Consider the following 24,963-nt stretch of genomic DNA (forward strand, 5'->3'; position numbering starts at 1 on the left):
TGATCTCCATCGGACCGGAGATGATCTTGCCGACCGTCTGCCGCGGGTTCAGCGACGAGTACGGGTCCTGGAAGATCATCTGGATCTCGGAGCGGATGGGCGCGAGCTGCTTGCGCGTCGCACGGCTGATGTCCCGGCCGCGATAGGTGATGGTGCCGTGGGTGGGCTCCAGCAGGCGGGTGATGAGCCGGCCCGTGGTCGACTTGCCACAGCCCGACTCGCCGACCAGGCCGAAGCTCTCCCCCGCGTGCACGGTCAGGTCCACGCCGTCGACGGCCTGGACGGCGCCGACCGTACGGCGGATGGGGAAGCCGCCCTTGACCGGGAAGTGCTTGACGAGCCCCGAGACGGTCAGCAGCGGCTCGTCCGCCGCGTCCGCACCGGCCTCGCGGGTGGCGGGAAGGACCAGGTCCTCTTTCATGACGGTTGTCCTCCTAGCCCAGTCGGGGCCTGATCTCTTCGACGAAGATGGTTCGTTTCTGCTCCGCGCCGAGATGGCACGCCGAGGAGCGGTCCGGCGCCAGCGCGGGGCGCTCGGTGACACAGCGGTCGCCGCCGACCCGGTCCCGGAAGGTGCACCGGGGGTGGAAGCGGCAGCCGGTCGGCGGGGTGAGCAGGCTCGGCGGGCTGCCGGGAATGGGCGACAGCGGGGTGCCGAGGTCGGAGTCCAGCCGGGGCATGGAGTTCAGCAGCCCCCAGGTGTACGGGTGCTGCGGCGACCTGAGGACCTCGTCGACGGTGCCGCGTTCCACCGCGCGCCCGGCGTACATGACCATGATGTCGTCGGCCATGTCGGCGATCACCCCGAGGTCGTGGGTGATGAAGACGATCCCCGTGCCGGTCTCCCGCTGAAGGTCCTTGAGCAGGTCGAGGATCTGGGCCTGCACGGTCACGTCCAGGGCCGTGGTCGGCTCGTCGGCGATCAGCAGGTCCGGGTCGCAGACCAGGGCCATGGCGATCATCGCGCGCTGGCGCATACCGCCGGAGAACTGGTGCGGGTAGTCCCGGGCCCGCTCCCGGGGGTTGGGGATGCCCACCTTGGCGAGCATCTCCACGGCGCGCTCCCAGCCGGCCTTCTTCGAGGCGCCCGTGTGCTTCATGAACGGCTCGGCGATCTGCCGGCCGATGGTGTAGAAGGGCGACAGCGCGGTGAGGGGATCCTGGAAGATCATCGCCATCCGGTTGCCGCGCAGCCGCTCCATCTCCTTCTCGGTGGCGGTGATGAGTTCCTTGCCGTCGAGGACGATCTCTCCGTCGATCGTCGTGAACAGCGGGTCGTGCAGTCCGAGGACCGTCAGGTTGGTCACCGACTTGCCGGAACCCGACTCGCCCACGATGCCGAGGGTCCTGCCGCGCTCCAGGTCGAAGGAGAGCCCGTCGACGGCCTTGACCGGGCCGTCCTCGGTGGAGAACGTCACCTGGAGATCACGCACCGAGAGGAAACCGTCCGGCCCGGTCGGGGCCGGTGCGCCCGCGGCCTTGGTCAGTGTGGTCACAGTGGCTGGTTCTTCCTAGGAGAGCCGGATGCGGGGGTCGATCCACGCGTACGTGACGTCGGTGAAGATGTTGATGACCAGGATGAAGAAGGCGCCGAACAGCATGACCCCCATCGTCAGCGGCAGGTCCTTGTTGACCGCGCCGTCCACGGCGAGCCGGCCGATCCCCTGGAGGGAGAAGGTCAGTTCGGTGACGACGGCACCGCCCAGCATGGAGCTGACGTCGATGCCGAGCACGGTGACGATCGGGATGAGCGAGCCGCGCCAGGCGTAGCGCAGGAAGACGTACCTGCGCGACATGCCCTTGGCCCGCGCGGTGCGCACATGGTCCTCGGCGAGCTGCTCGATCATCGACGAGCGCGCCATACGGGTGTACTGCGCGGTGAAGATCGTGGCCATCACGCAGACCGGGATCGACATGCCGACGAACCACCCGACCGGGTCATCGGTGACCGGCACGTAGTGCGGGTCCTCCATCCAGCCGGTGCTGTAGACGAGGATCGTCAGCACGATCGGGCCGAGGAAGTAGATCTGGAACGAACTCAGCACCATGGACGTGCCGGTGGCGACCTTGTCCACCAGTGTCCCGCGCCGGTAGGCGGCGATCATGCCCGCGCCGACCCCGACCAGGAGGAAGACGACCGCACCGCCTGCGGTCAGGGTGAGGGTCAGCGGGAACCGGTCCATGATGGTGCTCCAGACCATGTCCCCCGAGTAGAACGACACGCCCAGGCAGGGGGCCGAGCAGTGACCGGTCGGGAAGTCACGGCCCGTCACGATGCCGGACATGAAGTCCCAGAACTGCTGGGCCAGGGGCAGGTCGAGACCCAGGGCGTCCCGGATGTCCGCCAGCCGCTGGGGCGAACAGTCCTTGCCGCAGGCAAGTGAGGCGTAGTCGGAGGGTGCGGCCACGAAGAGGAAGAAGGTCGCCGCCCCGATGAGGAAGAGCGTGACGAAGGCGCCGACCGTGCGCCGGATGATGAACTGAAGCATGGCGGGCTGGCTGCTCTCTGCGGAGACGGTGGGTGGGGTGCGCTCGGACACGGGGCGCGCTCGGTCGGAGCGCGCCCCCGTCATCGGCCGCGGGTCACGACTTCAGGTACAGCCTGGTGATGTCGATGAGGCTGGACACCGAGCCGTAGCGGGCACCGCCCACGTTGGAACCGGAGATCTGGAACTGCTTCGTGTACCACAGCGGGGCCGCCGGGACGACGTTCTCCAGCAGGTAGTGCTGTGCTTCCCTCCACGTCTTGGCGGCCTCGGCCGGCTGCTGGGTCAGCGCCTTCTTGATGAGGGCGTCGACCTTCGGGTCCTTGACGTGCGAGTAGTTCGAGGAGCCGTCGAAGACCTGCGAGCCGTCGTAGATCGGGGTGACGACCGTGCCCGGGGACGGCCAGTCCTGGCCCCAGCCGGAGATGTACATGTCGTACGGGTTCTTCAGCTTGCCGATCTGCTCGTAGTAGCTCGCCGCGTCGACCTCCTTGGCGACGATGTCGAAGCCGACCTTGGTGAGCGCGTCCTCGATGGCGACCTTGCGCTTCTGGCCGGCCTCGCTGTTGGCGTAGGCGAAGACGAGCTTCTTCTCGGACGCCGGGACGCTACTGAGGATCTCCTTGGCCTTGGCGATGTTGCCCTGCGGTGTCTTCAGCCGGCCGTACGGGTCGTAGTTCGGCTCGTAGCCGGGCAGCGTCGGCGCGAAGTAGTTCGGCGCGACGTCACCGCCGTAGGCGCCGCCCTCGCCGGCGATGAGGGACTTGGAGTTGACCGCGTAGGTGACGGCCTGGCGGATCTTGAGGTCCTTGACCCGGTCGAGGTTGAAGGTCAGCTGCATGACGTAGGGCTGGTAGCCCTTGACCGTGCGCTTGCTGGCCTCCGGGTTCCTGATGACGTCCTGGATCTGGGTGGCCTCGACACCGTTGGTGAGCTGGATGGCGTTCTTGTTGTCGCCCTGGTCCGCGATCAGCCGCTTGGTCTGGGTCGACTCGGTGACGCCGAACTGGATGGTGAATCCGTCGGCGTACTGGTGGCGCACGGAGTCCGTCTTGGGGTCCCAGTTGGTGTTCTTCACCAGCTTCAGGGTCTTGCCTGCCTTGTTCTCGGCGATCTTGTACGGTCCGGTGGCGACCGGCTTCTTCTCGTACTTCTCCTTGGTGTCGCCCTTCGCCGGGACGACGGCGTAACCGGCCATGGCGAGCGTCTGCGGCAGGTCCGGATGCGGCTGGTCGAAGTGGAGGACCACCGTCTTGTCGTCGGGGGTGTCCAGCACCGAGGCCGGCAGGTGCTTGCCGTCGAAGCCGCCGCCGGGCAGGGCCTTGCGGTAGTCGGCGCCGCTCAGCCAGGTCTGCAGGTAGGTCGGGCCGTCGAAGATGAACTTCGCGTACAGGCGCTCGATGCTGTGCCGGACGTCGGCGGAGGAGATGGGGTTGCCGTTCTCGTCCTTGATGCCGTCCTTCAGGGTGAAGGTCCAGGTCTTGCCGCCGTCGGTGGCCTTGCCGGAGTCGGTGGCGAGGTCACCGACGACCGACACGTTGCCCTTGTCGTCCTCCTGGAACTGGGTCAGGCGGCGGAAGAGCAGGTTGGCGACCTGTCCGGCGTCGGAGACGTAGATCTGGCCGGGGTCCAGGTGGGACAGGCCCGCCTCCTGGTACACGGTGATCGTGCCGCCGGGCCTGGCGCCGGGCACCTCCTTGGCGGGTCCGGCCGATCCGGCGGCGTCGACGTAGGTGACCGCCTTCGACTGGACCGCCGCCTCCTTCTGGTCCTTCTTGGAGTCCTTGCCCGACTTGCCGCCCTCGTTCTTCGAGCAGCCGGTGAGAGCGAGGGAGCCGGCCGCTACGGCGATCACAACGGCACGCGCTGCGCGGGCGCGATGAGACATCATGGGGCGAATCCACCTACCTGTCGATTGTTATCCGTGAGATCTGCCGGGCGCCGGCCGCACGGGCCGGCGGGGGCGGCAGCCACCCCCACCCAACGGACGCTCTATCGCCCGGACTTGGGGTCGAACGCGTCCCGTACGGAGTCCCCGAGGAGGTTGAAGCACAGGACGAAGATCACCAGCGCCGTCCCGGGGAAGAACATGAACGCCGGGTCCTGCTCGGCGTACCGGGCACCGACGGCGAAGAGGCGTCCCCAGTCGGGCGTCGGCTCGACGAACCCGACACCCGCGAAGGACAGGAAGGCGATGCTGAGGATGGTGCTGGGCAGCTGGTACGTGAACTGCACCAGGATCGGGGTGACGACGTTGGGCAGGATCTCCTTGCGCACGATCCGCCACGGCGAGGCGCCGGAGACCTTGGCGGCCTCCACGAACTCCCTTTCCCGCAGGGACAGTACGGTGGACCGCACCAGCCGGGCCATGCCCATCCAGCCCAGCAGCCAGAGCACGATCAGCATGGCGAGGGCGCGGAAGTAGGTCGGCGTCTCCTCGCGGGGGTTCACGAAGAAGGACGTCACGACGGGCATGAAGGCGATGAAGAAGAGCTGCTGGGGGAAGGAGAGGAAGAAGTCGGTGCCGCGGCCGATCCAGTAGTCCGTACGGCCGCCGAAGTACCCGCCGACCAGGCCGATCACCACACCGGTGAGCATGATCAGGACGGTGATGCCGAGCGCCATGTACAGGGAGGTGCGCATGCCGTACACGAGCATCGCGAAGAGGTCGCGGCCGTACTGCGGTTCGACGCCGAACCAGTGGCCGCCCGAGACGCCGCCCAAGTAGCCGAGCGGAAGCCCGAATTCATCGAGTACGGGCTTGTCGGCATAGGTGGGGTCCTGGCCGTACAGGGTGTACGGATCGGTGCCCGACAGCTTCACGAGCAACGGTGCGAGGATGGCGACGGCGAAGTAGCCGATCACCACGACGGCGCAGATCACGCCCGTGCGGTCGCGCTTGAAGCGCAGCCACATCAGCTGGCCGGGGGACCGGCCCGCGAGCTTGACGGCCTCGCTCTTCGTCTCCGGCTCTGGTTCGCCGTCGACGACGAGCGGCGCCCCGCCGCCCTGGATATCGATAGGACTTGTCACGGTTCGTCCGTTTCACAGGTATAAGTGTGAGAGGTTCCCGGGTACTCCTAGGGCGCGCGAAACCGCAGTCGGACGCGCGTAGTTCTACAGCCGAATCACACCGCTGGACGTGACGGACCGACCCACCTGGTGTTCGTGACACCGCGCATGGGGGTTCCTCCTCATGACTCCACGTGTTCACCAACAGGAGAGGGTTACCGTCTTCCCTCCGACACCCCTGACGGAGGGTCAGACACCCCCTGGTGCTCGCGAGTCGGCGCTGTCCCCACAGCGCGAGACCCATTGACCCGAGCGCTACGCGGCTAACTATCTGCCATGAGCCAGATGCCGACCACCGTCTTTAAATCTCAATTCAGTCACAGCTGACCCGAACAACTTCCAATAACTGGACAAAGTGTTCGCCGGGAGAAGGCCGCGAAACGGACGTGTTACATGGCTATCGGTCGGACATCTCCGCAATCCGGACACCCGGCCACGCACGGTCGAGCATCGGTCACCGTAAAACGGGTTGCAAAAAGCCCGGGTGTCCCCATCATGGGGACACCCGGGCTCAACGGGCGGTGGATCAGCCGTGCTTGGCGCGGCTCGCGGCGCGGGCGCGCTCGCGGGCGTCCAGGTTCACCTTGCGGATGCGAACCGCCTCCGGGGTCACCTCGACGCACTCGTCGTCGCGGCAGAACTCCAGCGACTGCTCCAGCGAGAGCTTGCGCGGCGGAACGATCGCCTCGAACGAGTCGGCCGAGGAAGACCGCATGTTGGTGAGCTTCTTCTCCTTGGTGATGTTGACGTCCATGTCGTCGGAGCGGGAGTTCTCACCGACGATCATGCCCTCGTACACCTCGGTGCCCGGCTCCACGAAGAGCACGCCGCGCTCCTGGAGGTTCGTCATCGCGAAGGCGGTGACGGCACCGGAGCGGTCGGCGACCAGCGAGCCGTTGTTGCGGGTCGTCAGGTTGCCGAACCAGGGCTCGAAGCCCTCGTGGATGGAGTGGCCGATGCCCGTGCCGCGGGTCTGGGTCAGGAACTCGGTACGGAAGCCGATCAGACCGCGGGAGGGGACGACGAACTCCATGCGGACCCAGCCGGAGCCGTGGTTGGACATGTTGTCCATCCGGCCCTTGCGGACACCCATGAGCTGCGTGACGGCGCCCATGTGCTCCTCGGGCACGTCGATCGTCATGCGCTCGACCGGCTCGTAGGTCTTGCCGTCGACCTCCTTGGTGACCACCTGCGGCTTGCCGACGGTCAGCTCGTAGCCCTCGCGGCGCATCTGCTCGACCAGGATGGCGAGCGCCAGCTCACCACGGCCCTGGACCTCCCAGGCGTCCGGACGCTCGGTGTCCAGCACGCGCAGCGAGACGTTACCGATCAGCTCGCGGTCGAGGCGGTCCTTGACCTGGCGGGCGGTGACCTTGCGGTCCTTCACGGCCGCCTTCGCGTCGGCGCCCTTGCCGGTGCCGCCGCGGCCGACCAGCGGGGAGGTGTTCGTGCCGATCGTCATCGAGATCGCGGGCTCGTCGACCGTGATCAGCGGCAGCGCGATCGGGTTCTCGGTGTCGGCCAGGGTCTCGCCGATCATGATGTCCGGGATACCGGCGACCGCGCAGATGTCACCCGGGCCGGCCTTCTCGGCGGGCTTGCGGGTGAGCGCCTCGGTCATCATCAGCTCGCTGATGCGGACGTTGCTGATCGAGCCGTCGCGCTTGATCCAGGCGACCGTCTGGCCCTTGCGCAGCTCGCCCTGCTCCACGCGGAGCAGCGCGATACGGCCGAGGAAGTTGTCGGCGTCGAGGTTGGTGACGTGGGCCTGGAGCGGCGCGTCCTCCTCGTACGTCGGCGCCGGGATGTGCTCCAGGATGGTGGAGAAGAAGGGCTCCAGGCTGTCGCTGTCCGCCGGGACCGTGCCGTTGTCCGGCTTGGTCAGCGAGGCGATGCCGTCACGGCCGCAGGCGTAGACGATCGGGAACTCGATCTGCTCCTCGTCCGCGTCCAGGTCCAGGAAGAGGTCGTAGGTCTCGTTGACGACCTCGTCGATCCGGGAGTCGGGGCGGTCCGTCTTGTTGATGCACAGGATGACGGGCAGGCGCTGCTGGAGGGCCTTGCGCAGCACGAACCGGGTCTGCGGCAGCGGGCCCTCGGAGGCGTCCACCAGCAGCACGACGCCGTCGACCATCGACAGACCGCGCTCGACCTCGCCGCCGAAGTCGGCATGGCCGGGGGTGTCGATGATGTTGATCGTGATCGGGTCCCCGCCGTCCTTCGGGTGGTACTTGACCGCCGTGTTCTTGGCGAGGATCGTGATGCCCTTCTCACGCTCCAGGTCGTTCGAGTCCATCATGCGGTCGTCGACGCCCTCGAGCTGGTGGGCCGCGAACGCTCCGGCCTGCTTCAGCATGCCGTCGACGATGGTGGTCTTCCCGTGGTCGACGTGGGCGACGATGGCGACATTGCGGATGTCGTGACGCGTTGCAGTCACAGGCATGGTGTGGCGTACTCCCGGTGTGTGGACTGCCCTGCGCGTACGTCCGTGTCGCGCGGGCCCTGCCGGGACGGACACGCCACGGCCTCACCCCATGGTACGTGGCCCACGCGGTAGGGGCTCGCCGGGCCGCCCCGCCCTACCCCTTGCCCGGGCTCGCCGAGACCTTCGCGCCCTTCCTCAGGAAGCCCATGTCCTCGTACACCGGTGTCCGGAACCCGAAGGCCCCCGCGTTGACCAGGTTCTTCCGTACCCCCACCAGCTGCGGGCGCTGGTACAGCGGGATCGAGCCGGCGGCCGCCCAGATGCGGGAGTCGGCCCTTCTGATCAGGTCCCGCGCCTCGTCCTCGTCCAGCGTGGTCGCGGCCTCGTCGAAGAGCTGGTCGACGAGGTCCGTACCGACCCGCGTGTAGTTCTGCTCGACGTTCACCGAGCCGTCCGCGGCCGGGACCGGCTTGGCGTAGACGGGCCGGGCGTCGGTCGCCGGGAAGGCGGAGGAGGGCCAGGAGTACAGGGCCAGGTCGTAGTCGCCGGCGGCGATGTGGTCCTTGAAGTAGCTCTCGTCCGAGACCTTGGTGATCACCGCGCGGATGCCGACCTGCTCCAGCATCGCCGAGATCCGCTCGGCGACCGCGTTCAGGGTGTCCGAGCCGGGCCCGGACGGCAGGACGAAGCGCAGCGCGAGCGGCTTGCCGTCCTTGGCGAGCGGTCCGGCCGGCGCGGCGGCCGGGGCGGCCGTGCCCTTGGGGGCGTACGCGCCGGGCGCGCCGCCGTGCTTGCCCTCCTGGGCGAGGCGGTCGGCGTGCTCGCGCGGGTCGCCGGGGCTCTCGTGGTGCCTGCCCTTGCCGTCGCCGTCGCCGTCGTCCTCCCCGACGATGTACTCGCCCTCCTTGCCGCCGTTCGACACGTCCTTGTCGTGGCTCTCGGGGCCGGCCGCCTTCTCGCCCTTCTTCTGCTCCTTCAGCGGGCCGCCGCGCACCCAGCCGGCGTCGGCGAGCAGCGCCTGCGCCTCCTGGGCGTTCTGGTCGCCGAGCGCGCCGCTGTTGTCGGCGTAGGCGTCCTGCCCCGACAGGGCGAGGTGGCTGCCGACCGGGACGGCGGGCAGCCCCAGCGGGGTGAGCACCAGCCGCGCCAGTTCCGCGCGGTCCAGGGCACGGGCGACGGCCCGGCGGACCCGTTCGTCGGTGAGGGGACCCGTGGAGCCGTTGAGGGCGAGCTGGGTGTAGGCGGGCTCCAGGCTCTTGCGGACCTCGACCTCCCGCAGCGCCTGCTGCTGCTCCAGGTACCGGGTGATGGCCCTGCCGAGCTTCTTCTCACCGGCGTGCGCCCCGCCCGCGTCCAGGCCGTGCGCGAGCGCCCAGGAGCGCAGCTTCTTCACGGACGTGCGGCCGCCGCCCTGGAGCGGGGTGCCGGTGCCCTTCTCGCGGTTGGCGAGCCCGATGCGCTGGACGTCGGAGGCGGCGATCTCGGCGAGGTCCGCGCTGCCGTCGGCGAGCGCGGCGGCCCGCTTGTCGCGGGGCACGGCGTGCAGCACGATCTCGTTCAGCTTGGCGGGCTTGCCCCACCAGCGCGTGTTGCGGGTGAGCACCACGTCCTTCGTGGCGGTGTCGACCTTCTCCACCTTGAAGGGCCCGGCGGTGACCGCCAGCTTGCGGCGGGCGCCGTCGTTGAAGGCGTCCGGGGTGCCCATGACGTCCTTCGGGTAGAGCGGGGAGAACAGCGATCTCCAGTCGGCGTAGGGACGGGCGAAGGTGACCCGGACCTGGAGGTCGTTGTCACCGCGTTCGATCTTCGCGATGCGGTCGTAGCCGGCGTTGCGGGCGGTCCAGTACGCGCTGTTCTTACCGGACAGGGCGCGCCACTGGGCGAGGAAGTCGGCGGCGCCGATCTCCCGGCCGTCGCTCCAGACGGCCTGCTGGTTCAGCTTGTACAGCACGACCTGGCGCGGCTCGGTCTCGATGACCTTGGCCGACTCCAGGTAGGCGGGATTGGCCACGGGGCGGCCGCTCGCGTCGAGCCGGAACATCGAGGGCAGCACGGCCTGGGCGACCCGGCCGGTGCCGGCGTCGGCGTCGGCCTGGAAGGTGTTCAGGGTCTCCGGCAGGGCGTCCACCGCCCATTTCAGGGTGCCGCCGTCGGCGACCAGGTCCCGGGCGACCGGGGCGATGTCCTCTGCGGCGAGGGGACTGCTGGTGACGTCGTCGGAGCCGCAGCCGGCGAGCAGCGGCACGGCGAGCGCGCCGGCGCCCAGGAAGGCAAGGCTCCGCCGGAAGTGCCGCGGCGCGGGGGAGCGCCGCTCGTCGATGCTGTCCCGCGCCCCCGCGGAGCGCTGCCGAACGTCGTGGGACATCTCTGCTACCTCCGGGGAGCCATGGGCCTTATGCTCGCTTTTGTCGGTATGTGGAGCTGGTCACGTTTGGCGGTATATGGAGCTGATCAGATCTATGCGGCCACTGAAGAGGAAAGGATCCGGCAACAGTGGGCGACACGGCGACGACGGCCGGTAAGCCCACCCGTGCGGCGCAACGCACCGGGCGATGCACCCGTACGCCCCGGCCAATCGCTGCACATCCCTTCACACAGGCAGGCGTGAGGCGCAACACTCCAAGGCGCATGAACGTTGCCGTCCATGGCCCGCCGGACCCGCGGAAGCGAGGGCAAGCATGTCCGTGCACGACGACATCAACGCCGTACAGCGCTGTCTCGACGACCTCCACCGGTCGCTGGGCCGCCTGGAGCACCAGATCGGCGGCGGTGGCCTGGAGATACGCCGGGTCCGGCTGGACGCCGACCACCTGCGCGAGAGCGTGGCACTGCTGCGGGAGGCCGCCGCCGCCCCGGCCGCGCAACGCCGGCCCGACCTCGTCACCATCTCCGACGCGCCCTACGACATCACCCTGTGGACGGACTCGGACGACGAGGGCCTGGGCGCCCGCGACCGCCGCGCCCCCTGAAACCCCCCTACCGACCGGAGTCCCCTTTGGCTACTGGTACGGAACCCCAACAGAACACCGGCGGCGTACGCACCGGTACGCGCGCCGCGATCGCCGCCCCGCACCTGCGGACCGACCGCTGGTGGCTGGCGCCCGCCGTCACCGCGGCCGGCCTGTTCGCCTTCGTCGTGTACTCGACCTGGCGGGCCTTCGCCAATGCGGACTACTACGCGGCGCCGTACGTCTCGCCGTTCTACTCGCCGTGCCTGGCGGAGAACTGCCGGACCATGCGGGCCGGACCCAACGCCGACCTGTTCGGCGGCTGGTGGGGCATCTCCCCCGCGATCATCATCCTGATCTTCCCGCTCGGCTTCCGCCTGACCTGCTACTACTACCGCAAGGCGTACTACCGCGCCTTCTGGGCCTCCCCGCCCGCCTGCGCGGTGGCCGAGCCGCACCGGACGTACACCGGGGAGACCCGCTTCCCGCTGATCCTGCAGAACGTCCACCGGTACTTCTTCTACGCCGCCCTGCTGGTGGCCGGCGTGCTGACGTACGACACCGTGCTGGCCTTCCGGGACACGCACTACCGGTGGGGGCACATGGGCCTCGGCACCCTGGTCTTCGTGGCCAACATCGCGCTGATCTGGGCGTACACCCTCTCCTGCCACTCCTGCCGGCACATCGTCGGCGGCAAGCTCAAGCACTTCTCCAAACACCCCGTGCGCTACCGGGCCTGGCAGTTCGTCGGCAGGCTGAACGCCCGGCACATGCAGCTGGCCTGGGCCTCGCTGCTGAGCGTGGCGCTCGCCGACTTCTATGTGTATCTCGTCGCGTCCGGGGTCTTCGACGATCCGCGCTTCTTCTAGTGACCTAGTGAAGAGGGACTGATAGATGTCCGTGGTCGACCGTCAGGAGTGGGACGTCGTCGTGGTCGGGGCCGGCGGCGCCGGGCTGCGGGCCGCGATCGAGGCGCGTGAGCGGGGCGCCCGTACGGCCGTGATCTGCAAGTCCCTGTTCGGCAAGGCGCACACGGTGATGGCCGAGGGCGGCATCGCGGCGGCCATGGCCAACGCCAACGAGCACGACACCTGGCAGGTCCACTTCCGCGACACCATGCGCGGCGGCAAGTTCCTGAACCAGTGGCGGATGGCCGAACTGCACGCGCAGGAGGCCCCGGACCGGGTGTGGGAGCTGGAGACCTGGGGCGCGCTGTTCGACCGTACGAAGGACGGCCGGATCTCGCAGCGCAACTTCGGCGGCCACGAGTACCCGCGGCTGGCGCACGTCGGCGACCGCACGGGCCTGGAACTGATCCGCACGCTCCAGCAGAAGATCGTCGCCCTCCAGCAGGAGGACTTCAGGGAGACCGGGGACTACGAGTCCCGGCTGAAGGTCTTCCAGGAGTGCACGGTCACCCGGGTCCTCAAGGACGGCGGCAGGGTCTGCGGGGTCTTCGCCTACGAGCGCGAGAGCGGGCGCTTCTTCGTCCTGGAGGCGCCCGCCGTGGTCCTCGCCACCGGCGGGATCGGCAAGTCCTTCAAGGTCACCTCCAACTCGTGGGAGTACACGGGCGACGGCCACGCGCTGGCGCTGCTGGCGGGCGCGCCGCTGCTCAACATGGAGTTCGTGCAGTTCCACCCGACCGGCATGGTCTGGCCCCCGTCGGTCAAGGGCATCCTCGTCACCGAGTCGGTGCGCGGGGACGGCGGCGTGCTGCGCAACTCCGACGGCAAGCGGTTCATGTTCGACTACGTCCCGGACGTCTTCAAGGAGAAGTACGCCGAGTCGGAGGACGAGGCCGACCGGTGGTACGAGGACCCCGAGAACAACCGCCGGCCCCCCGAGCTGCTCCCCCGCGACGAGGTGGCCCGCGCGATCAACGCCGAGGTGAAGGCGGGCCGGGGCTCGCCGCACGGCGGTGTCTTCCTCGACGTCTCCACCCGGATGCCCGCCGAGGTGATCCGGCGCCGGCTGCCGTCGATGTACCACCAGTTCAAGGAGCTGGCGGACGTCGACATCACGGCGGAGGCGATGGAGGTCGGGCCGACCTGCCACTACGTGATGGGCGGTGTCGCGGTCGAGTCGGACACGGCGGCGGCCCGCGGCGTGCCGGGGCTGTACGCGGCCGGCGAGGTGGCCGGGGGCATGCACGGCTCCAACCGGCTCGGCGGCAACTCCCTGTCCGACCTGCTGGTCTTCGGCCGGCGCGCGGGCTGGCACGCGGCCGAGTACGCGCAGAGCCTGGCGTACGAGCGCCCGCCGGTGGACGACGCCCAGGTCAACACCGCCGCGGCGGAGGCACTGCGCCCCTTCTCCGCGGAGACCGAGGGCGAGGGGGGCACGCCGGAGAACCCCTACACCCTGCACCAGGAACTCCAGCAGGCGATGAACGACCTGGTCGGGATCATCCGCCGTGAGGGCGAGATGGAGCGGGCCCTGCACAAGCTGGCCGAGCTGCGGGCCCGGGCCCGGCGGGCCGGGGTGGAGGGGCACCGCCAGTTCAACCCCGGCTGGCACCTCGCCCTGGACCTCCGGAACATGCTGCTGGTCAGCGAATGCGTGGCCCGGGCCGCGCTGGAGCGCACCGAGTCGCGCGGCGGGCACACCCGCGAGGACCACCCGGCCATGGACCGCGCCTGGCGCAACGTGAACCTGCTCTGCGCTCTGGCCGACCCCACCGGCGGCCTCGCGGCGACCGATCCCGCCCGCGGCCAGATCCGGCTCACCCGCGAGACCACCGATCCCGTCCGCCCGGACCTGCTCGCCCTCTTCGAGAAGGAGGAGCTGGTCAAGTACCTCGCCGAAGAGGAGCTGTACGAGTGAGCAGCTACGAAGCCCGCTTCAAGGTGTGGCGGGGCGACGAACAGGGCGGTGGCCTCCAGGACTTCACAGTCGAGGTGAACGACGGCGAGGTGGTCCTGGACATCGTCCACCGCCTCCAGGCCACCCAGACGCCCGACCTGGCCGTGCGCTGGAACTGCAAGGCCGGCAAGTGCGGTTCGTGCTCGGCGGAGATCAACGGCCGCCCCCGGCTGATGTGCATGACCCGCATGTCGGTCTTCGACCGCGACGAGACGATCACGATCACCCCGCTGCGCGCCTTCCCGGTGGTCCGGGACCTGGTGACGGACGTCGGCTTCAACTACCGTAAGGCACGCGAGGTCCCGGCGTTCGTCCCGCCCGCCGGACTGGGCCCGGGCGAGTACCGCATGATGCAGGAGGACGTGGACCGCTCGCAGGAGTTCCGCAAGTGCATCGAGTGCTTCCTGTGCCAGGACACCTGCCACGTGGTGCGCGACCACGAGGAGAACAAGCAGGCGTTCGCCGGCCCGCGCTTCCTGATGCGCGTCGCGGAACTGGACATGCACCCGCTGGACGCGGCCGCCGAGACGGGGCTGGACCGGGGACGCGCGGCCCAGGACGAACACGGCCTCGGCTACTGCAACATCACCAAGTGCTGCACGGAGGTCTGCCCCGAGGGCATCAGGATCACCGACAACGCCCTGATCCCCCTGAAGGAACGGGCCGTCGACCGGAAGTACGACCCGCTGGTGTGGCTGGGTTCGAAGATCAGGAGGCGCACGCCGTGAGGGCCGGCGCTCAGTCCGGCGCGCCGGGCTCCGTCATCGGACCCAGTTCTCCCGGTACGCCCGCCAGTCCGCCTCCGTGGCCGCGAAGTCGACGTACAGGGCGACCCCGAAGCGGGCGCGGCCGGCGTCCGTGCGGGACAGGCCCAGGCGGACGCCGCGTACGGCGGCCGGCACGGTCTCGGCGTGCGCCCAGTGGCCGAACCGGTTCTCGTGGTAGAAGGGCTGGCCCATCAGCAGGTCCGTGCTGTCCGGGGTGACCTCCAGGGCGAGGCTGGTCTGCTGGGCGACATAGCCGCCGTACAGGCCCTGCAGCGGTTGCATCGTGTCGTACGACATGACGGCGATCTGGTCGACGCGGCGGGCCACCTGACCGAAGTACGCCTGCGACCACCACTTGGGGTGGCCGGTGGTCGTGCCCCAGAAGGAGTGGAAGGCGGGCAGCGGGTCGATCTGGTGGGCGGCGACGGAGAGGACCGCGCCCCGGGCGTGGGTGAGTGCGCGCAGGTCGTCCAGGAGGCGGAGGTAGTCGCGGTCCCCGGAGTGCAGCGGTTCCAGGTCGAAGTGCGCGCCCTGGAAACCGGAGGCGAGGACGGCGCGGGTGGAGGCGAGGACCGCCGTGCGGGTGGCCGGACGGTCGAGGCGCAGCCCGTCGGGGCTCTCACTGGCCAGCGTGTCACCGAGCCAGGCCTGGACGCGGACGTCCGGCAGTTCCCGGTGGACGGCCGCCGTCAGCCAACGGGCCTTCGGGTGGGCCGACTCGGGGAGGGTGCCGTCGTGTTCCAGGGGGCCCGTGTGGACGTAGAGGTCCCGGATGCCGGTGTCACGCAGACGGCGGGCGAGCGCCCTGACGTCCTGGTCGGTCTTCCGGCCGTCCACCCAGGCGTGGCCCAGCCAGAGAGCGTCCCGGTGCCGGGTGCGGGTGCCGGGGGCCGGGTCGCCGGTGTAGTTGAGGCGCAGTGCCGTCTCGGCGGTCAGGAGCGGGAGCAGCAGGAGCGCGAGGACGGCGGCGGCGAGCCGGAGGATCCGGCGCGTGCGGGAGCGGCGCCTCGACGGCGGAGCGGGACGGCGGGCGGCCGGGGCGGCGGCGTCGGGCTCGGCAGCCGTCTCCCGTTCCGCGCCGGGCCGCGGCGGGGCCGGGGTGGCGTCCGGGGGTGCGCCGGGACGCGGGCCGGTCGGGGGTGTGTCCGTCCGGTTCTCCCCGGGCCGGCTTTCGGCCGGCCGGTTCTCGTCGGTCCGCCGTTCCTCCGCCCGGCTTTCGTCCCTCGGGTTCTCGTCCATCGCGCCCCCCTGTTCATCTGGTCCCCCACCCGTATCCATCCCGCTCGCGAAGGCGCCTACCTGCCCATACGCTCCGAAATGTGACGTCCTCCCTGATCCGGGGCCGACCCCGGCGTGCCACCGCGCACATACGGATGCGGGTGGCGCATGCCGTGCTGGGCGCCCTGGCGGGAGCCGGGTGGCTGGTGTCGCCGGTGATGACGGCCGGCACCCACGATCCGGTTCCCGCGGCTCCGGTCGGCGCGGTGGTGAGCGCTGCCGCCCCCGCGCAGGACGGGACGTCGACGGCCGACCTCGTGCTGCCACTGGTCGCCGGGGTGGCGGCCGTGGCCCTGGCCGGATACGGCTATGTGCGACGCACCCGGCGGACGCGCACCCGGACCACTCCGGGGACCGTCTCGGCGCACCCGCCCGGGGCCACCGCGGCCGACTCCGAACGGCAGGCCCGGGCCGCGCTGCGGCTGGCCGACGACTGTGTACGGGCCAGCCGGGAGGAACTGGACTTCGTCCGGGAGGCGTTCGGGGAGAAGCGGAGCGAGCCGTTCGCGCACGCGCTGCGCGCCGCCGAGACCGAGCTGGCGGCGGCGTTCGCGATCTGGCGGCGGTACGAGGGGGGCGTCCCGGAGGAGCCGAGCGCCCGGCGCCAGGCGCTGGTCGGGGTGATCGGCCGGTGCGCGGAGGCGGGACGCCGACTGGACGCGGAGGCGGTGGCGCTGGACCTGGTGCGGGGCTTCGACACCCGGGGAGCGGGTGGTCGGGCGACGCCCGGACCGGGAGCGCCGGGGTACGGCCATCCGGCGGACGAGGCCGACGCCGAGGCGACGCAAGAGGCGGCCGGCGCGGGGAGGGGTGCGGTGCGGGACCTGAGCGGGGGACGAGCCGGTACGGCACAGGACATGACCGGGGGGCAGACCGGGACGGCGCAGGGGGCGAGCGACGGACAGACCGGCGCCACGCAGGAGGCACTCGGCGCAGGGACCGGCGCCGGGCAGGGGACGGTCGGCGGAGAGACCGGCGCCGCGCAGGAGGCGGCCGGCGCGGGGGGCGGTGCCGTGGAGGAAGGGGTCGGTGGAGGGGGCGGCGGGGTGCGGGCTGCGGCCGAAGGGGCGGGCCGTGCGGTGCGGGAGGGGGACGGGGCAGGGGTGTGCGTGGCGCTGGAGGTGGCCGAGGGGCGGTTTCGGGAGTTGGCGGCGCGGGTGGTGGCCGCGCGGCACACCCTGGTGGCGCTCCGGGAGCGGTACGCGCCCTCGGCCACCGGGGCCGTCACGGGGTACGTCGAACAGGCCCAGGACCGGCTGCTGTTCGCCACCGCCAGCATCAACGAGGCCCGCCAGGCCGCCGACGCGGGCCACTGGCGGCGGGCCGCCCGGCAGCTGCGCGCCGGTGAGGGCGCGGTGGCCCAGGCCGGGGTGCTGGTGGGCGGGGTGGAGCGGCTCGCGGCGCAGCTGCGGCAGGCGGCCGAACTGGTGCCGACGGTGTTGGCCGGTGCGCGGCACGGCGCCGAGGGCACCTCGCCGGACCCGGGCGGGCTGCCCGCCCCGGGGGCCCACGCCGACGGGGTGCTGGCGGCGGTGCGCGAGGAACTGGGCGGCGGGCCGTACGACCCGCTGGACGCGCTGCGCCGGATCAGCCGGGCCGGCGAGCGGCTGGACGGAGCGGGCTCCGGGGTGCCGGACAGCGCGGCGCTGCTCGTGGCGCGGAGTTCCGTGGCGGGGGCGGAGGAGTTCGTCGCGGTGCACCGGGGGGCGGTGGGCACGGAGGCGCGGGCCCGGCTGGCGGAGGCGGTACGGGAGCTGGGGGCGGGGCACGCCGGCCGGGCGGATGTCGTGGCCAGGCAGGCGCGGGAGCTGGCCGAGCGGGACGTAAGGGCACACGGCACCCCGTACGCCGGTGCCGAAGGGGAATCGGCCGGGACCGCCGTCGCCGTACTCGGCGGCATCCTGCTGGCCGAGGACCTGGACGGCGGCCCCCCGGCGTCGTTCGGCGGCCCGGAAACCCGCTCCCGCCACGACGCCTGAGCGGCACTCCCCCGCCCCACCGGCCACCCGTCGACGAGAAGACAATGGCGCTGCGCCTCCCTGAGCCGGACCGGTTCGGCCGGGGCCGCCCTTCCAGGGTCAGAACAGGCTCAGCAGCGCTTCCGCCGGGTCGGTGAGGCCGCCCTCTCCGCCCGGCAGGGGCAGTTCGAACCACACCGTCTTGCCGCGGGGCGTCCGGCGTGAGCCCCAGGCCGCGCTGAGCAGTCCAACCAACTGCAGCCCCCGGCCGCCCTCGTCGGTGTCCCGGGCCCGCCGGCGCCGTGGCTGGACCAGTCCGGAGTCCCAGACCTCGCAGACCAGCGTGCGGTCCAGCAGCAGCCGTAGCCGGATGTCCCCCTCGCCGTACCGCAGCGCGTTCGTCACCAGCTCGCTGACGAGCAGTTCCGTCGTGTCGACCAGCGGCTCCAGGTCCCAGGACTGCAGCCGGCCGCGCGCGTACTCACGGGCCCGGCCCACACTGCGCGGCTCGCGGGGCAGGGTCCAGTCGCCCACGGAGTCGGCGGACAGGCCCTGCACCCGGGCCATCAGCAGGGCGATGTCGTCCTCGCCGTGGTGGGTGTCGAGGGTGTTGAGGACGTGGTCGCAGACGTCCTCCAGGGGCTGGGAGGGGTCCGTCAGCGCGCCCACGAAGGCCTGGAGACCCTCGTCCAGCGGGTGGTCGCGGGATTCGACCAGGCCGTCGGTGTAGAGGGCCAGCAGCGCCCCCTCCGGCAGTTCGACCTCGACCTCCTCGAACGGCTCGCCGCCCACGCCGAGCGGCATGCCGGGCGGCACGTCCAGCATCAGCGCCGCCTCGCCGGGCTCCACCAGGACCGGCGGCAGATGGCCGGCGTTGGCGAACGTACACCGTCTGGTGACGGAGTCGTACACGGCGTACACGCACGTCGCCAGGTACACCTCGGAGAGGTCGGCGTCCCGGGGCTGCCGGGCGGTGCGGGTGGCCTGCTGGACACCGCCCGGCGTGCCGAGTCCCCGTGCGATCTCGTCGAGCGCCGACAGCACCTCGGCCGGTTCGAGGTCGAGCAGCGCCAGGGTGCGCACCGCCGTGCGGAGTTCGCCCATCGCCACGGCCGCGCGCAGGCCCCGGCCCATCACGTCGCCGACGACCAGCGCCGTGCGGTGGCCGGGGAGTTCGATGACGTCGAACCAGTCGCCGCCCACCTCCGTCGCCGCGTTGCCGGGCAGGTAGCGGCAGGCGATGTCCAGGCCGGACGCCTCCGGGTCGCCCGGCGGGAGCAGGGACCGCTGCAGTATCAACGCCCGTTCGTGCTCCCGGCGGTACAGGCGCGCGTTGTCGATGCAGACGGCGGCCCGCGCGGCCAGTTCCACCGCCAGGTCCCGGTCCCGTTCGCCGAACGGCTCGCTGCCCTTCGCGCGGGAGAACTGCGCGAGTCCCACGACCGTGTCGTGGGCGACCATCGGCACGGCCAGGACGGACTGCACGAGCCCGCCCTCCTCGGCGGGCACGTACTGCGGGCGGGCGGTGCGCAGGGCGTCCGCGCACGGCGAGTTGAACGGGAAGTGGTGGACCGCGCCGACCTCGACGGGCTGCCCCGAGCCGTTGAGGGGGGCGCCGGAGACGGCGCTCGCGAAGGCGACGCGGCGCAGTTCGGCGCTGCCGTCGGCGAGGCCGGGCGGGGTCTCGTCGCCGGCCAGCAGGCCCTGGTAGAGGTCGACGGTGGCGAGGTCGCAGAAGCCGGGGACGACCACGTCGAGCAGTTCGCGGGCGGTGGTCTCCAGGTCGAGCGAGTTCCCTATGCGGGCGCCGGCCTCGTTGAGCAGCGCGAGGTTGCGCCGGGCGGCGGCGGCCTCGCGGGCGGCGGCCCGGCGGGCGGTGATGTCGGTGCCGAGCCAGGCGACGCCGATGGGCCGGCCGCTGCCGCTGTGCACGCGGTAGAGGTTGACGGACCAGTGCCGGCGCTCCTCGGAGCCCGGGACGAATCCGGTCACGTGCATGTCGGTGATGGACTCGCCGGACTCCAGCACCCGTCGCAGGGTGGCCGAGACCCGCTCCGCCTCGCCGCGGGGCAGATAGTCGTGGACTCCCCTGCCCCGGTGGTCGTCCGGGGTTTCGCCGAAGATGGAGGCGAAGCGCATGTTGGCCCGGCGGACCCGCAGATCGGTGTCGATGAGCAGGAACCCGAAGGGCGATTGTCCGAAAATCGCCTGCGAGGCGGCGAGATCTGTCTCGATACTGCGCAGCGTGCGGACGTCCACGACGATACAGACGGCGGCCTTGTCCCCCTCCGCGGTGCGCGTCGGCATGACGTACACCTCCGCCAGCCCCTCCTCGCCGCGGGCGCCGTCGGGCCCGTCCGGCATCCGGAACGGCACCACTCCGGTCCACTCGCGGCCGTCGAGGATTTCGGCCATCTTCCGCTGGCCGCGGTCGCGCAGGTCGGGATCGATGAAAGCCTCTATGGGGTCCACGCCGACGGCGCGTTCGGCGGGGATGCCGAAGAGCTGCTCGGCGCGCAGGCTCCACTGGTCGACGAGCCCGCCGGGGCTGATGGAGAAGGACGCGACCTTGATGTAGTCGTAGATCGAACCGGGCGGACTGCTCTGCCACATGGCGTCGCCGGGCGCCGCGGCAGCCTCCGCGGCCCGACTCCTCGCGCCGTCCGACGGGTCCTCGGACTCCGTGGCCTTCGCTGGTATCTCGCTCACGCGAACCGTCCCCTCCAGCTCACCGCGTCCGGCACCGGTCACCGGGGGCGGCTGCCCGCAGTATCCAGCACTACGGCGCCGCACGACACGGTGTTCACGATCACAGCTCGGTCCAGGTGTTTTTCGGACCGGTCCGTGACAACACTTCCACTCTTCTAACCAGGGAACACACCACCGAACCACGCTCTGTCGGACTGTGTGCGCCCCCGGCGCGCAGGAGGGACGGCACGCCGACGGCTGTACACCCCGTGCTCCCGCGGGTGTTCCGCCTCACCCGGGCACCGCCAGTTCGAACCAGACGGTCTTTCCGTCCGCGCCGGGCCGGGTGCCCCAGCGGCGCGAGGAGCCCGCGACCAGCTGCAGGCCGCGCCCGCTCTCGTCCTCGGGGTGCGCCACGCGTTCGCGGGGCGGGTCCGGGAGCGGGTCGGAGACCTCCACCCGCAGGGTGTCGTCGGCCCCGGCCGGGCGGAGCAGCCGTACGCCGATGGGGCCCGTGGCATGCCGCAGCGAGTTGGTGACCAGCTCGCTGACCAGCAGCGCGGTGAGATCGGCGACGCAGTCCAGGTTCCAGCCGTGCAACTGCCCCCGGACCGCCGCACGGGCGGCGCGCACGGCGCCCGGCTCCGCCGGAAACGTCCACTCGGCGCAGTCGCCATCGGTGTCGATCACGCCGATCACTTCCCAGGCCAGCGGAGCCCGCCCATGTCCGGTTTCATGGGGTTAATGGCCCCATACCCGATATCTGGTCGGCAGTACCGCATGAGAGGGCGCACTGTGGCACGAACGGCGTACGGGGTGCCCGGCGGAACCGGCGTGTGCCTCACGGACTCCCGCTCCCGCCGGGACGCGGCCCGCTGAGGCGTCAGGCCGAGAACGCGGCCAGCTTCTCGATCTCGTGCACCGCGGGGACGTCCTGGTCCAGCCATGCCACGTGCCACAGCTCCGCCGGTGCCAGCCAGCGCAGGTCGTCGTGGTCCTGAAGGGGCCGGGGCCCGGGTGAGCCGGGGCGCAGGCGGGCGGTCCACACCTGAAGGACGTACGGCGTCCGCAGGGGCCATTCCCCCGGCACGCGTCCGACCGGCTCGGCGTCGATGCCGAGTTCCTCGCGCAGTTCGCGCACCAGGGCGTCCTCGGGCCGCTCACCCGCTTCGACCTTGCCGCCGGGCAGCTCCCAGCGCCCGGCGAGGTCGGGGGGTGCGCTGCGGCGCGCGGCGAGCAGCCGGCCGCCGTGGAGCAGGGCGGCTCCCACCACCACGATCGGTTCCGCTTCGGCGGTCGTGCGCGTCATGCAGCGGAGCCTACGGGAGCCCGCGGCCGGTCAGTTCCGCGCGCCGTCCCCGTTCTGGCCGATGCGCTCGACCCAGTAGAGCTGCTTGTGCCCCCGGTCGTCGAGGCTGTCGGCGATCTTCTGCGCCTCCGCGCGGGTCGCGTACCTGCCGACGCGGTAGCGATTGCCGTTGTCGTCCTGCCGTATCACGATCCAGGGCAGCGAGACCGTGCCCTCACTCATGGCCCCCACCGCCCGCGCCCCTTCCCGCACCGCCCCACCCGCTTCCCCCGGCTAAGGAAACCGCAATCCGCATATGCCCGAGCGTACGCCCAACCTTTACGCTGCGAATACGACTTTTCACAAAGAGGTACGCAACCAGCCAGAACGCCGGGGGCGCACGGGGACGAATGCGCCGTGGGGAACTCCGCCGCCCCGGGTCGGGGGCATGCCGGGGGCAGCCGGGTCACCTGGGAGAACGGCCGGATTGCTGCGGCCTCCGAGGGCCGACGGCGGGCCGGGGGCGGGGCCGCGGCCCCGGCGGGCGCGTCAGGGTGTGCGCTACCTCACGTAAGGGGGCGCACTCGGCACCGGGCGGTCCGCGCGCCGGCCGGGCGGGGCGGTCACTTGACGGGCAGGTGGTACGCGACCCGGTAGCGGTCGGCCGGGATCACCACGTCGGCGGTCTCGACCGGGCGGCCGGAGGCGAAGTACGTGCGCTGGACGACCAGGACCACATGACCGGGGACACCGCCGAGCAGGTGCAGCTCCTCGGCGAGGCCGGGACGGGCGCCGACCTCCTCGGTGACGTTGTCCACGATGACGTCGATCGCCCGCATGCGCTCGGCCACGCCCATTCCGCCGAGCGGGCCCTCCTCGGGCAGCATCACCGGGGTGCGGCCGGTGACGGCGAGCGGCTCCCAGGAGGTGGAGAGCATCATCGGCTCGCCGTTCTCCCGGAAGAGGTACTTGGTGCGCATGACCCGGTCGCCGGTGCGGATCGCGAGCCGCTCGGCGATGGCAGCACCGGCCTCGGCCTGCTCGCTGCTGGACTCCCAGGTGCCGCGCACCGAGGCGTCGGCCTGCTCCTGCCGGAAGGGCGTGGCGCCGCCGGCCGGGCGGTATCCGGAACGGGCCACCCGCCGGGGCACGGGCCGCTCGCGCACATAGGTTCCCGAGCCGGAGCGGCCCTCGACCAGTCCCTCGGCCATCAGCACCTTGCGGGCCTCCAGCGCGACCGTGTCCGAGACGCCGTACTCCTCGCGGATGCGGGCCTGCGAGGGGAGCCGGGTGTGGGGCGGGAGTGAACCGTCGACGATCTTGTTGCGGAGATCACCCGCGACACGCAGGTACGCCGGCTGCTCACCGAAAGTCACTGGCCGCTCCCATCAGCTTGTACAGACAGCAACAGCCTGGCAACCGTGGGTTGTGCCATGCAAGCAAAGGCCAGAGAATCACTCGATGTGATGACATGCGGCCGGGTAGGGCTTTACCCAGGCACTTTCTCTCCCGTATAGGGGTGCTCGCCGACGGGCGCGCTCACACCTCGACGCGGGCCCCGGCGGGGGCGGGGACACCGGTAGCGTGCTCCTGGACCAGGCGGCTGCGGCACAGGACCGGCGGCCGGCCTGGGCGGGCGGACCGACGTACGGCCGGCCGCATGCCGAGCGGGGCGGGAACGGGGGCGGAATCCGGGTGGAGACCCATGCGCGGGGCAGGGCGGGCGGCCGGCCGGGCGGGCGGTGCCGCGGTCCGGGGGGTGAACGGGCTCGACGGGCGGGCGGCGGGCCCGGTGACCGATCCGCCGCCGTTCCGAGCCGCCCGGACACACGCGGTCCGCTCCGGCGGCCGCCGGGGGTGCGGGCCGGATGAGCGGGCCGGGACTCTGCGGCGTACATGAACAAGGACGAGCGGGACATGGGCGCGGCCTCGTGGAAGGGCGACGAGTGAGCAAGCTGACCGAGGAGACGGTCCGGCGTGTGAACGGGCTGACGGCCCGCTGGGCGCAGGCCGTGCCCGAGGGCACGGTGTTCTCGGCGCCGGGCGTCTGGCCCCTGCTGGCCTTCCTGGCGGACGGCGCGGCGGGCCCGGCGCGTGCCGAACTGGCCGGTGCCCTGGGCGTGCCGGCCGAGCAGGCGGCCGGTGCCGCCCGGGAACTGCTGGCGGCGACGGCGTCGGTGGCCGGCCTGGACGCGGCACTCGGCCTGTGGACGCACCACGGGCTGTCCCTGCGGGAGGAGTGGCGGGCCGGGCTGCCCGCCGGGGCCCACGGGGTCTTCGGGGACGACCTCGTCACCGCCCAGGAACGGCTGGACGCGTGGGCGGCCGAGCGGACCGGCGGGCTGGTGGAGCGCATGCCGGTGACGCTGACCCGGGAGGCGCGGATGGTGCTGGCCAGCGCGCTCGCGCTGCGTACCGACTGGCGGCAGCCGTTCACGGAGCTGCCGCTGCGGCCCGACTCCGGCCCCTGGCAGGCCCGTACCCTGCGCGGACTGCACCGGCGCAGCGTGCGGCCGGACCGGGTGGGGGTGGCGGGCACGCCGGACGGCTTCGTCACCGCGCTGACCGTGCCCGGGGACAGCGGCGTCGACGTCCATCTGGTCCTCGGCGAGGAGCGCATGACACCGGGTCAGGTGCTGGCGGCCGGTGTGGGGATCGTGGAGCGCGGCCTGCCGCTGACCGCGGGCGGCGCCCTGCCGCACGGGCATGTCGGCCCCGGCCTGCACGTGGAGCAGCAGCCGGCCGCCGCGCCGGAGCCGAGGACGCTGGACGTGCGGACGGTGGCGTACGAGGTACGGGCCGACCACGATCTGCTCGCCCTGTCCGGCCTCTTCGGCCTCACGGCGGCGACGGACACCCGCACCGGCCACTTCCCGGGGGTGAGCGCCTACCCGCTGGCCGTCGGAGAGGCCCGCCAGTCGGCGGTGGCCCGGTTCGGCGCGCTCGGCTTCCGGGCGGCGGCGGTGACGGCGGTCATGGCGGCGCCGGGCGGGGTCCCGCAGTACCGCTACGAGACCACCGTCGTCCGCGTCGCCTTCGACCGCCCCTTCGGCTTCCTGGCAGCCGACCGCGACTCCCGCCTGGTCCTGGCGGCGGGCTGGGTGACGGACCCCGCACCGTACCCACTGACGGCACCCGCAGCCCCCGCGTCCCCGCAGCTGTGACGAGGGGGCCGGCCGGCACGTCAG

General features: G+C 71.6%; 19 protein-coding genes. 6 read left to right on the forward strand and 13 right to left on the reverse strand.

Translation table 11 applies throughout. The annotated features are described in order from the left end of the window. The 7 genes from AB0B40_RS30175 to AB0B40_RS30205 form a co-directional block, all read right to left on the reverse strand. Positions 1 to 421 (reverse strand): ATP-binding cassette domain-containing protein (locus tag AB0B40_RS30175; RefSeq protein WP_362266677.1); only part of this gene is annotated, 421 nt, incomplete at its 3' end. A 13-nt stretch (positions 422 to 434) separates the two neighbouring features. Then, positions 435 to 1,496 (reverse strand): ABC transporter ATP-binding protein, encoded by a 1,062-nt coding sequence (locus AB0B40_RS30180; RefSeq protein WP_345051075.1) that lies wholly within the window; start codon positions 1,494 to 1,496, stop codon positions 435 to 437. Positions 1,497 to 1,511: 15 nt separating this feature from the next. Then, positions 1,512 to 2,489 carry an ABC transporter permease gene (locus tag AB0B40_RS30185; protein ID WP_345051073.1) on the reverse strand — a complete coding sequence of 326 codons (978 nt, stop codon included), beginning with the start codon at positions 2,487 to 2,489 and terminating at the stop codon, positions 1,512 to 1,514. Positions 2,490 to 2,583: 94 nt separating this feature from the next. After that, entirely contained in the window at positions 2,584 to 4,377 is a 1,794-nt protein-coding gene (locus AB0B40_RS30190; RefSeq protein ID WP_345051070.1) for an ABC transporter substrate-binding protein, read from the reverse strand. A gap of 101 nt (positions 4,378 to 4,478) precedes the next feature. Next, complete coding sequence (locus AB0B40_RS30195; protein ID WP_362266680.1) at positions 4,479 to 5,519, reverse strand: ABC transporter permease; 1,041 nt, start codon at positions 5,517 to 5,519, stop codon at positions 4,479 to 4,481. Positions 5,520 to 6,084: 565 nt separating this feature from the next. Continuing rightward, positions 6,085 to 8,001, reverse strand: a complete 1,917-nt coding sequence (gene typA / locus AB0B40_RS30200; protein ID WP_345051065.1) for a translational GTPase TypA — start codon at positions 7,999 to 8,001, stop codon at positions 6,085 to 6,087. 136 nt (positions 8,002 to 8,137) lie between these two features. Further along, positions 8,138 to 10,348, reverse strand: coding sequence for an ABC transporter family substrate-binding protein (locus AB0B40_RS30205; protein ID WP_345051062.1), 2,211 nt, complete (start codon positions 10,346 to 10,348; stop codon positions 8,138 to 8,140). 313 nt (positions 10,349 to 10,661) lie between these two features. On the opposite strand from AB0B40_RS30205, the gene AB0B40_RS30210 reads away from it, so the two are divergent. The 4 genes from AB0B40_RS30210 to AB0B40_RS30225 are packed head-to-tail and all read left to right on the forward strand — an operon-like array spanning position 10,662 to position 14,524. Then, the gene (locus AB0B40_RS30210; protein ID WP_345051060.1) at positions 10,662 to 10,952 is read left to right on the forward strand and encodes a hypothetical protein; all 291 of its coding nucleotides are present in this window, start codon (positions 10,662 to 10,664) and stop codon (positions 10,950 to 10,952) included. A 26-nt stretch (positions 10,953 to 10,978) separates the two neighbouring features. After that, complete coding sequence (locus AB0B40_RS30215; RefSeq protein ID WP_345051058.1) at positions 10,979 to 11,800, forward strand: hypothetical protein; 822 nt, start codon at positions 10,979 to 10,981, stop codon at positions 11,798 to 11,800. Positions 11,801 to 11,825: 25 nt separating this feature from the next. Continuing rightward, positions 11,826 to 13,757: a fumarate reductase/succinate dehydrogenase flavoprotein subunit gene (locus AB0B40_RS30220; protein ID WP_345051055.1), complete on the forward strand. Its 1,932-nt coding sequence runs from the start codon at positions 11,826 to 11,828 to the stop codon at positions 13,755 to 13,757. Then, on the forward strand, positions 13,754 to 14,524 hold the full coding sequence (locus AB0B40_RS30225) for a succinate dehydrogenase/fumarate reductase iron-sulfur subunit (RefSeq protein WP_345051052.1): 771 nt from the start codon (positions 13,754 to 13,756) through the stop codon (positions 14,522 to 14,524). Before AB0B40_RS30220 ends, AB0B40_RS30225 begins: the two co-directional genes overlap by 4 nt. A gap of 33 nt (positions 14,525 to 14,557) precedes the next feature. Here the strand turns inward: AB0B40_RS30225 and AB0B40_RS30230 are convergent, their stop codons facing one another. Further along, the gene (locus AB0B40_RS30230) at positions 14,558 to 15,802 is read right to left on the reverse strand and encodes a hypothetical protein (RefSeq protein WP_362266683.1); all 1,245 of its coding nucleotides are present in this window, start codon (positions 15,800 to 15,802) and stop codon (positions 14,558 to 14,560) included. Positions 15,803 to 15,882: 80 nt separating this feature from the next. Between AB0B40_RS30230 and AB0B40_RS30235 the strand changes: the two genes are divergently transcribed. After that, complete coding sequence (locus tag AB0B40_RS30235) at positions 15,883 to 17,820, forward strand: hypothetical protein (protein ID WP_362266685.1); 1,938 nt, start codon at positions 15,883 to 15,885, stop codon at positions 17,818 to 17,820. A gap of 99 nt (positions 17,821 to 17,919) precedes the next feature. Here AB0B40_RS30235 and AB0B40_RS30240 read toward each other — a convergent pair whose 3' ends face one another. The 5 genes from AB0B40_RS30240 to AB0B40_RS30260 form a co-directional block, all read right to left on the reverse strand. Further along, complete coding sequence (locus tag AB0B40_RS30240; protein WP_345055242.1) at positions 17,920 to 20,508, reverse strand: SpoIIE family protein phosphatase; 2,589 nt, start codon at positions 20,506 to 20,508, stop codon at positions 17,920 to 17,922. 270 nt (positions 20,509 to 20,778) lie between these two features. Then, the gene (locus tag AB0B40_RS30245) at positions 20,779 to 21,177 is read right to left on the reverse strand and encodes an ATP-binding protein (protein WP_345055241.1); all 399 of its coding nucleotides are present in this window, start codon (positions 21,175 to 21,177) and stop codon (positions 20,779 to 20,781) included. Between the two features lie 193 nt (positions 21,178 to 21,370). Then, complete coding sequence (locus tag AB0B40_RS30250) at positions 21,371 to 21,796, reverse strand: (deoxy)nucleoside triphosphate pyrophosphohydrolase (protein ID WP_362266687.1); 426 nt, start codon at positions 21,794 to 21,796, stop codon at positions 21,371 to 21,373. A gap of 30 nt (positions 21,797 to 21,826) precedes the next feature. Then, complete coding sequence (locus tag AB0B40_RS30255; protein ID WP_055709733.1) at positions 21,827 to 22,018, reverse strand: SPOR domain-containing protein; 192 nt, start codon at positions 22,016 to 22,018, stop codon at positions 21,827 to 21,829. A gap of 380 nt (positions 22,019 to 22,398) precedes the next feature. Next, complete coding sequence (locus tag AB0B40_RS30260) at positions 22,399 to 23,151, reverse strand: GntR family transcriptional regulator (RefSeq protein ID WP_345055237.1); 753 nt, start codon at positions 23,149 to 23,151, stop codon at positions 22,399 to 22,401. 579 nt (positions 23,152 to 23,730) lie between these two features. Between AB0B40_RS30260 and AB0B40_RS30265 the strand changes: the two genes are divergently transcribed. Then, positions 23,731 to 24,939, forward strand: coding sequence for a serpin family protein (locus AB0B40_RS30265; protein WP_362266713.1), 1,209 nt, complete (start codon positions 23,731 to 23,733; stop codon positions 24,937 to 24,939). The last annotated feature ends 24 nt before the right edge of the window (positions 24,940 to 24,963 follow it).

The organism is Streptomyces sp. NPDC042638 (assembly GCF_040647235.1).
Taxonomy (GTDB): Bacteria; Actinomycetota; Actinomycetes; order Streptomycetales; family Streptomycetaceae; genus Streptomyces; species Streptomyces rameus.

Bases quoted from the DNA above. Each gene is read 5' to 3' on its own strand.
- AB0B40_RS30185 (WP_345051073.1), bottom strand. From the start codon at position 2,489: ATGCTTCAGTTCATCATCCGGCGCACGGTCGGCGCCTTCGTCACGCTC.
- AB0B40_RS30190 (WP_345051070.1), bottom strand. From the start codon at position 4,377: ATGATGTCTCATCGCGCCCGCGCAGCGCGTGCCGTTGTGATCGCCGTA.
- typA (WP_345051065.1), bottom strand. From the start codon at position 8,001: ATGCCTGTGACTGCAACGCGTCACGACATCCGCAATGTCGCCATCGTC.
- AB0B40_RS30205 (WP_345051062.1), bottom strand. From the start codon at position 10,348: ATGTCCCACGACGTTCGGCAGCGCTCCGCGGGGGCGCGGGACAGCATC.
- AB0B40_RS30210 (WP_345051060.1), top strand. From the start codon at position 10,662: ATGTCCGTGCACGACGACATCAACGCCGTACAGCGCTGTCTCGACGAC.
- AB0B40_RS30220 (WP_345051055.1), top strand. From the start codon at position 11,826: ATGTCCGTGGTCGACCGTCAGGAGTGGGACGTCGTCGTGGTCGGGGCC.
- AB0B40_RS30230 (WP_362266683.1), bottom strand. From the start codon at position 15,802: ATGGACGAGAACCCGAGGGACGAAAGCCGGGCGGAGGAACGGCGGACC.
- AB0B40_RS30250 (WP_362266687.1), bottom strand. From the start codon at position 21,796: ATGACGCGCACGACCGCCGAAGCGGAACCGATCGTGGTGGTGGGAGCC.
- AB0B40_RS30255 (WP_055709733.1), bottom strand. From the start codon at position 22,018: ATGAGTGAGGGCACGGTCTCGCTGCCCTGGATCGTGATACGGCAGGAC.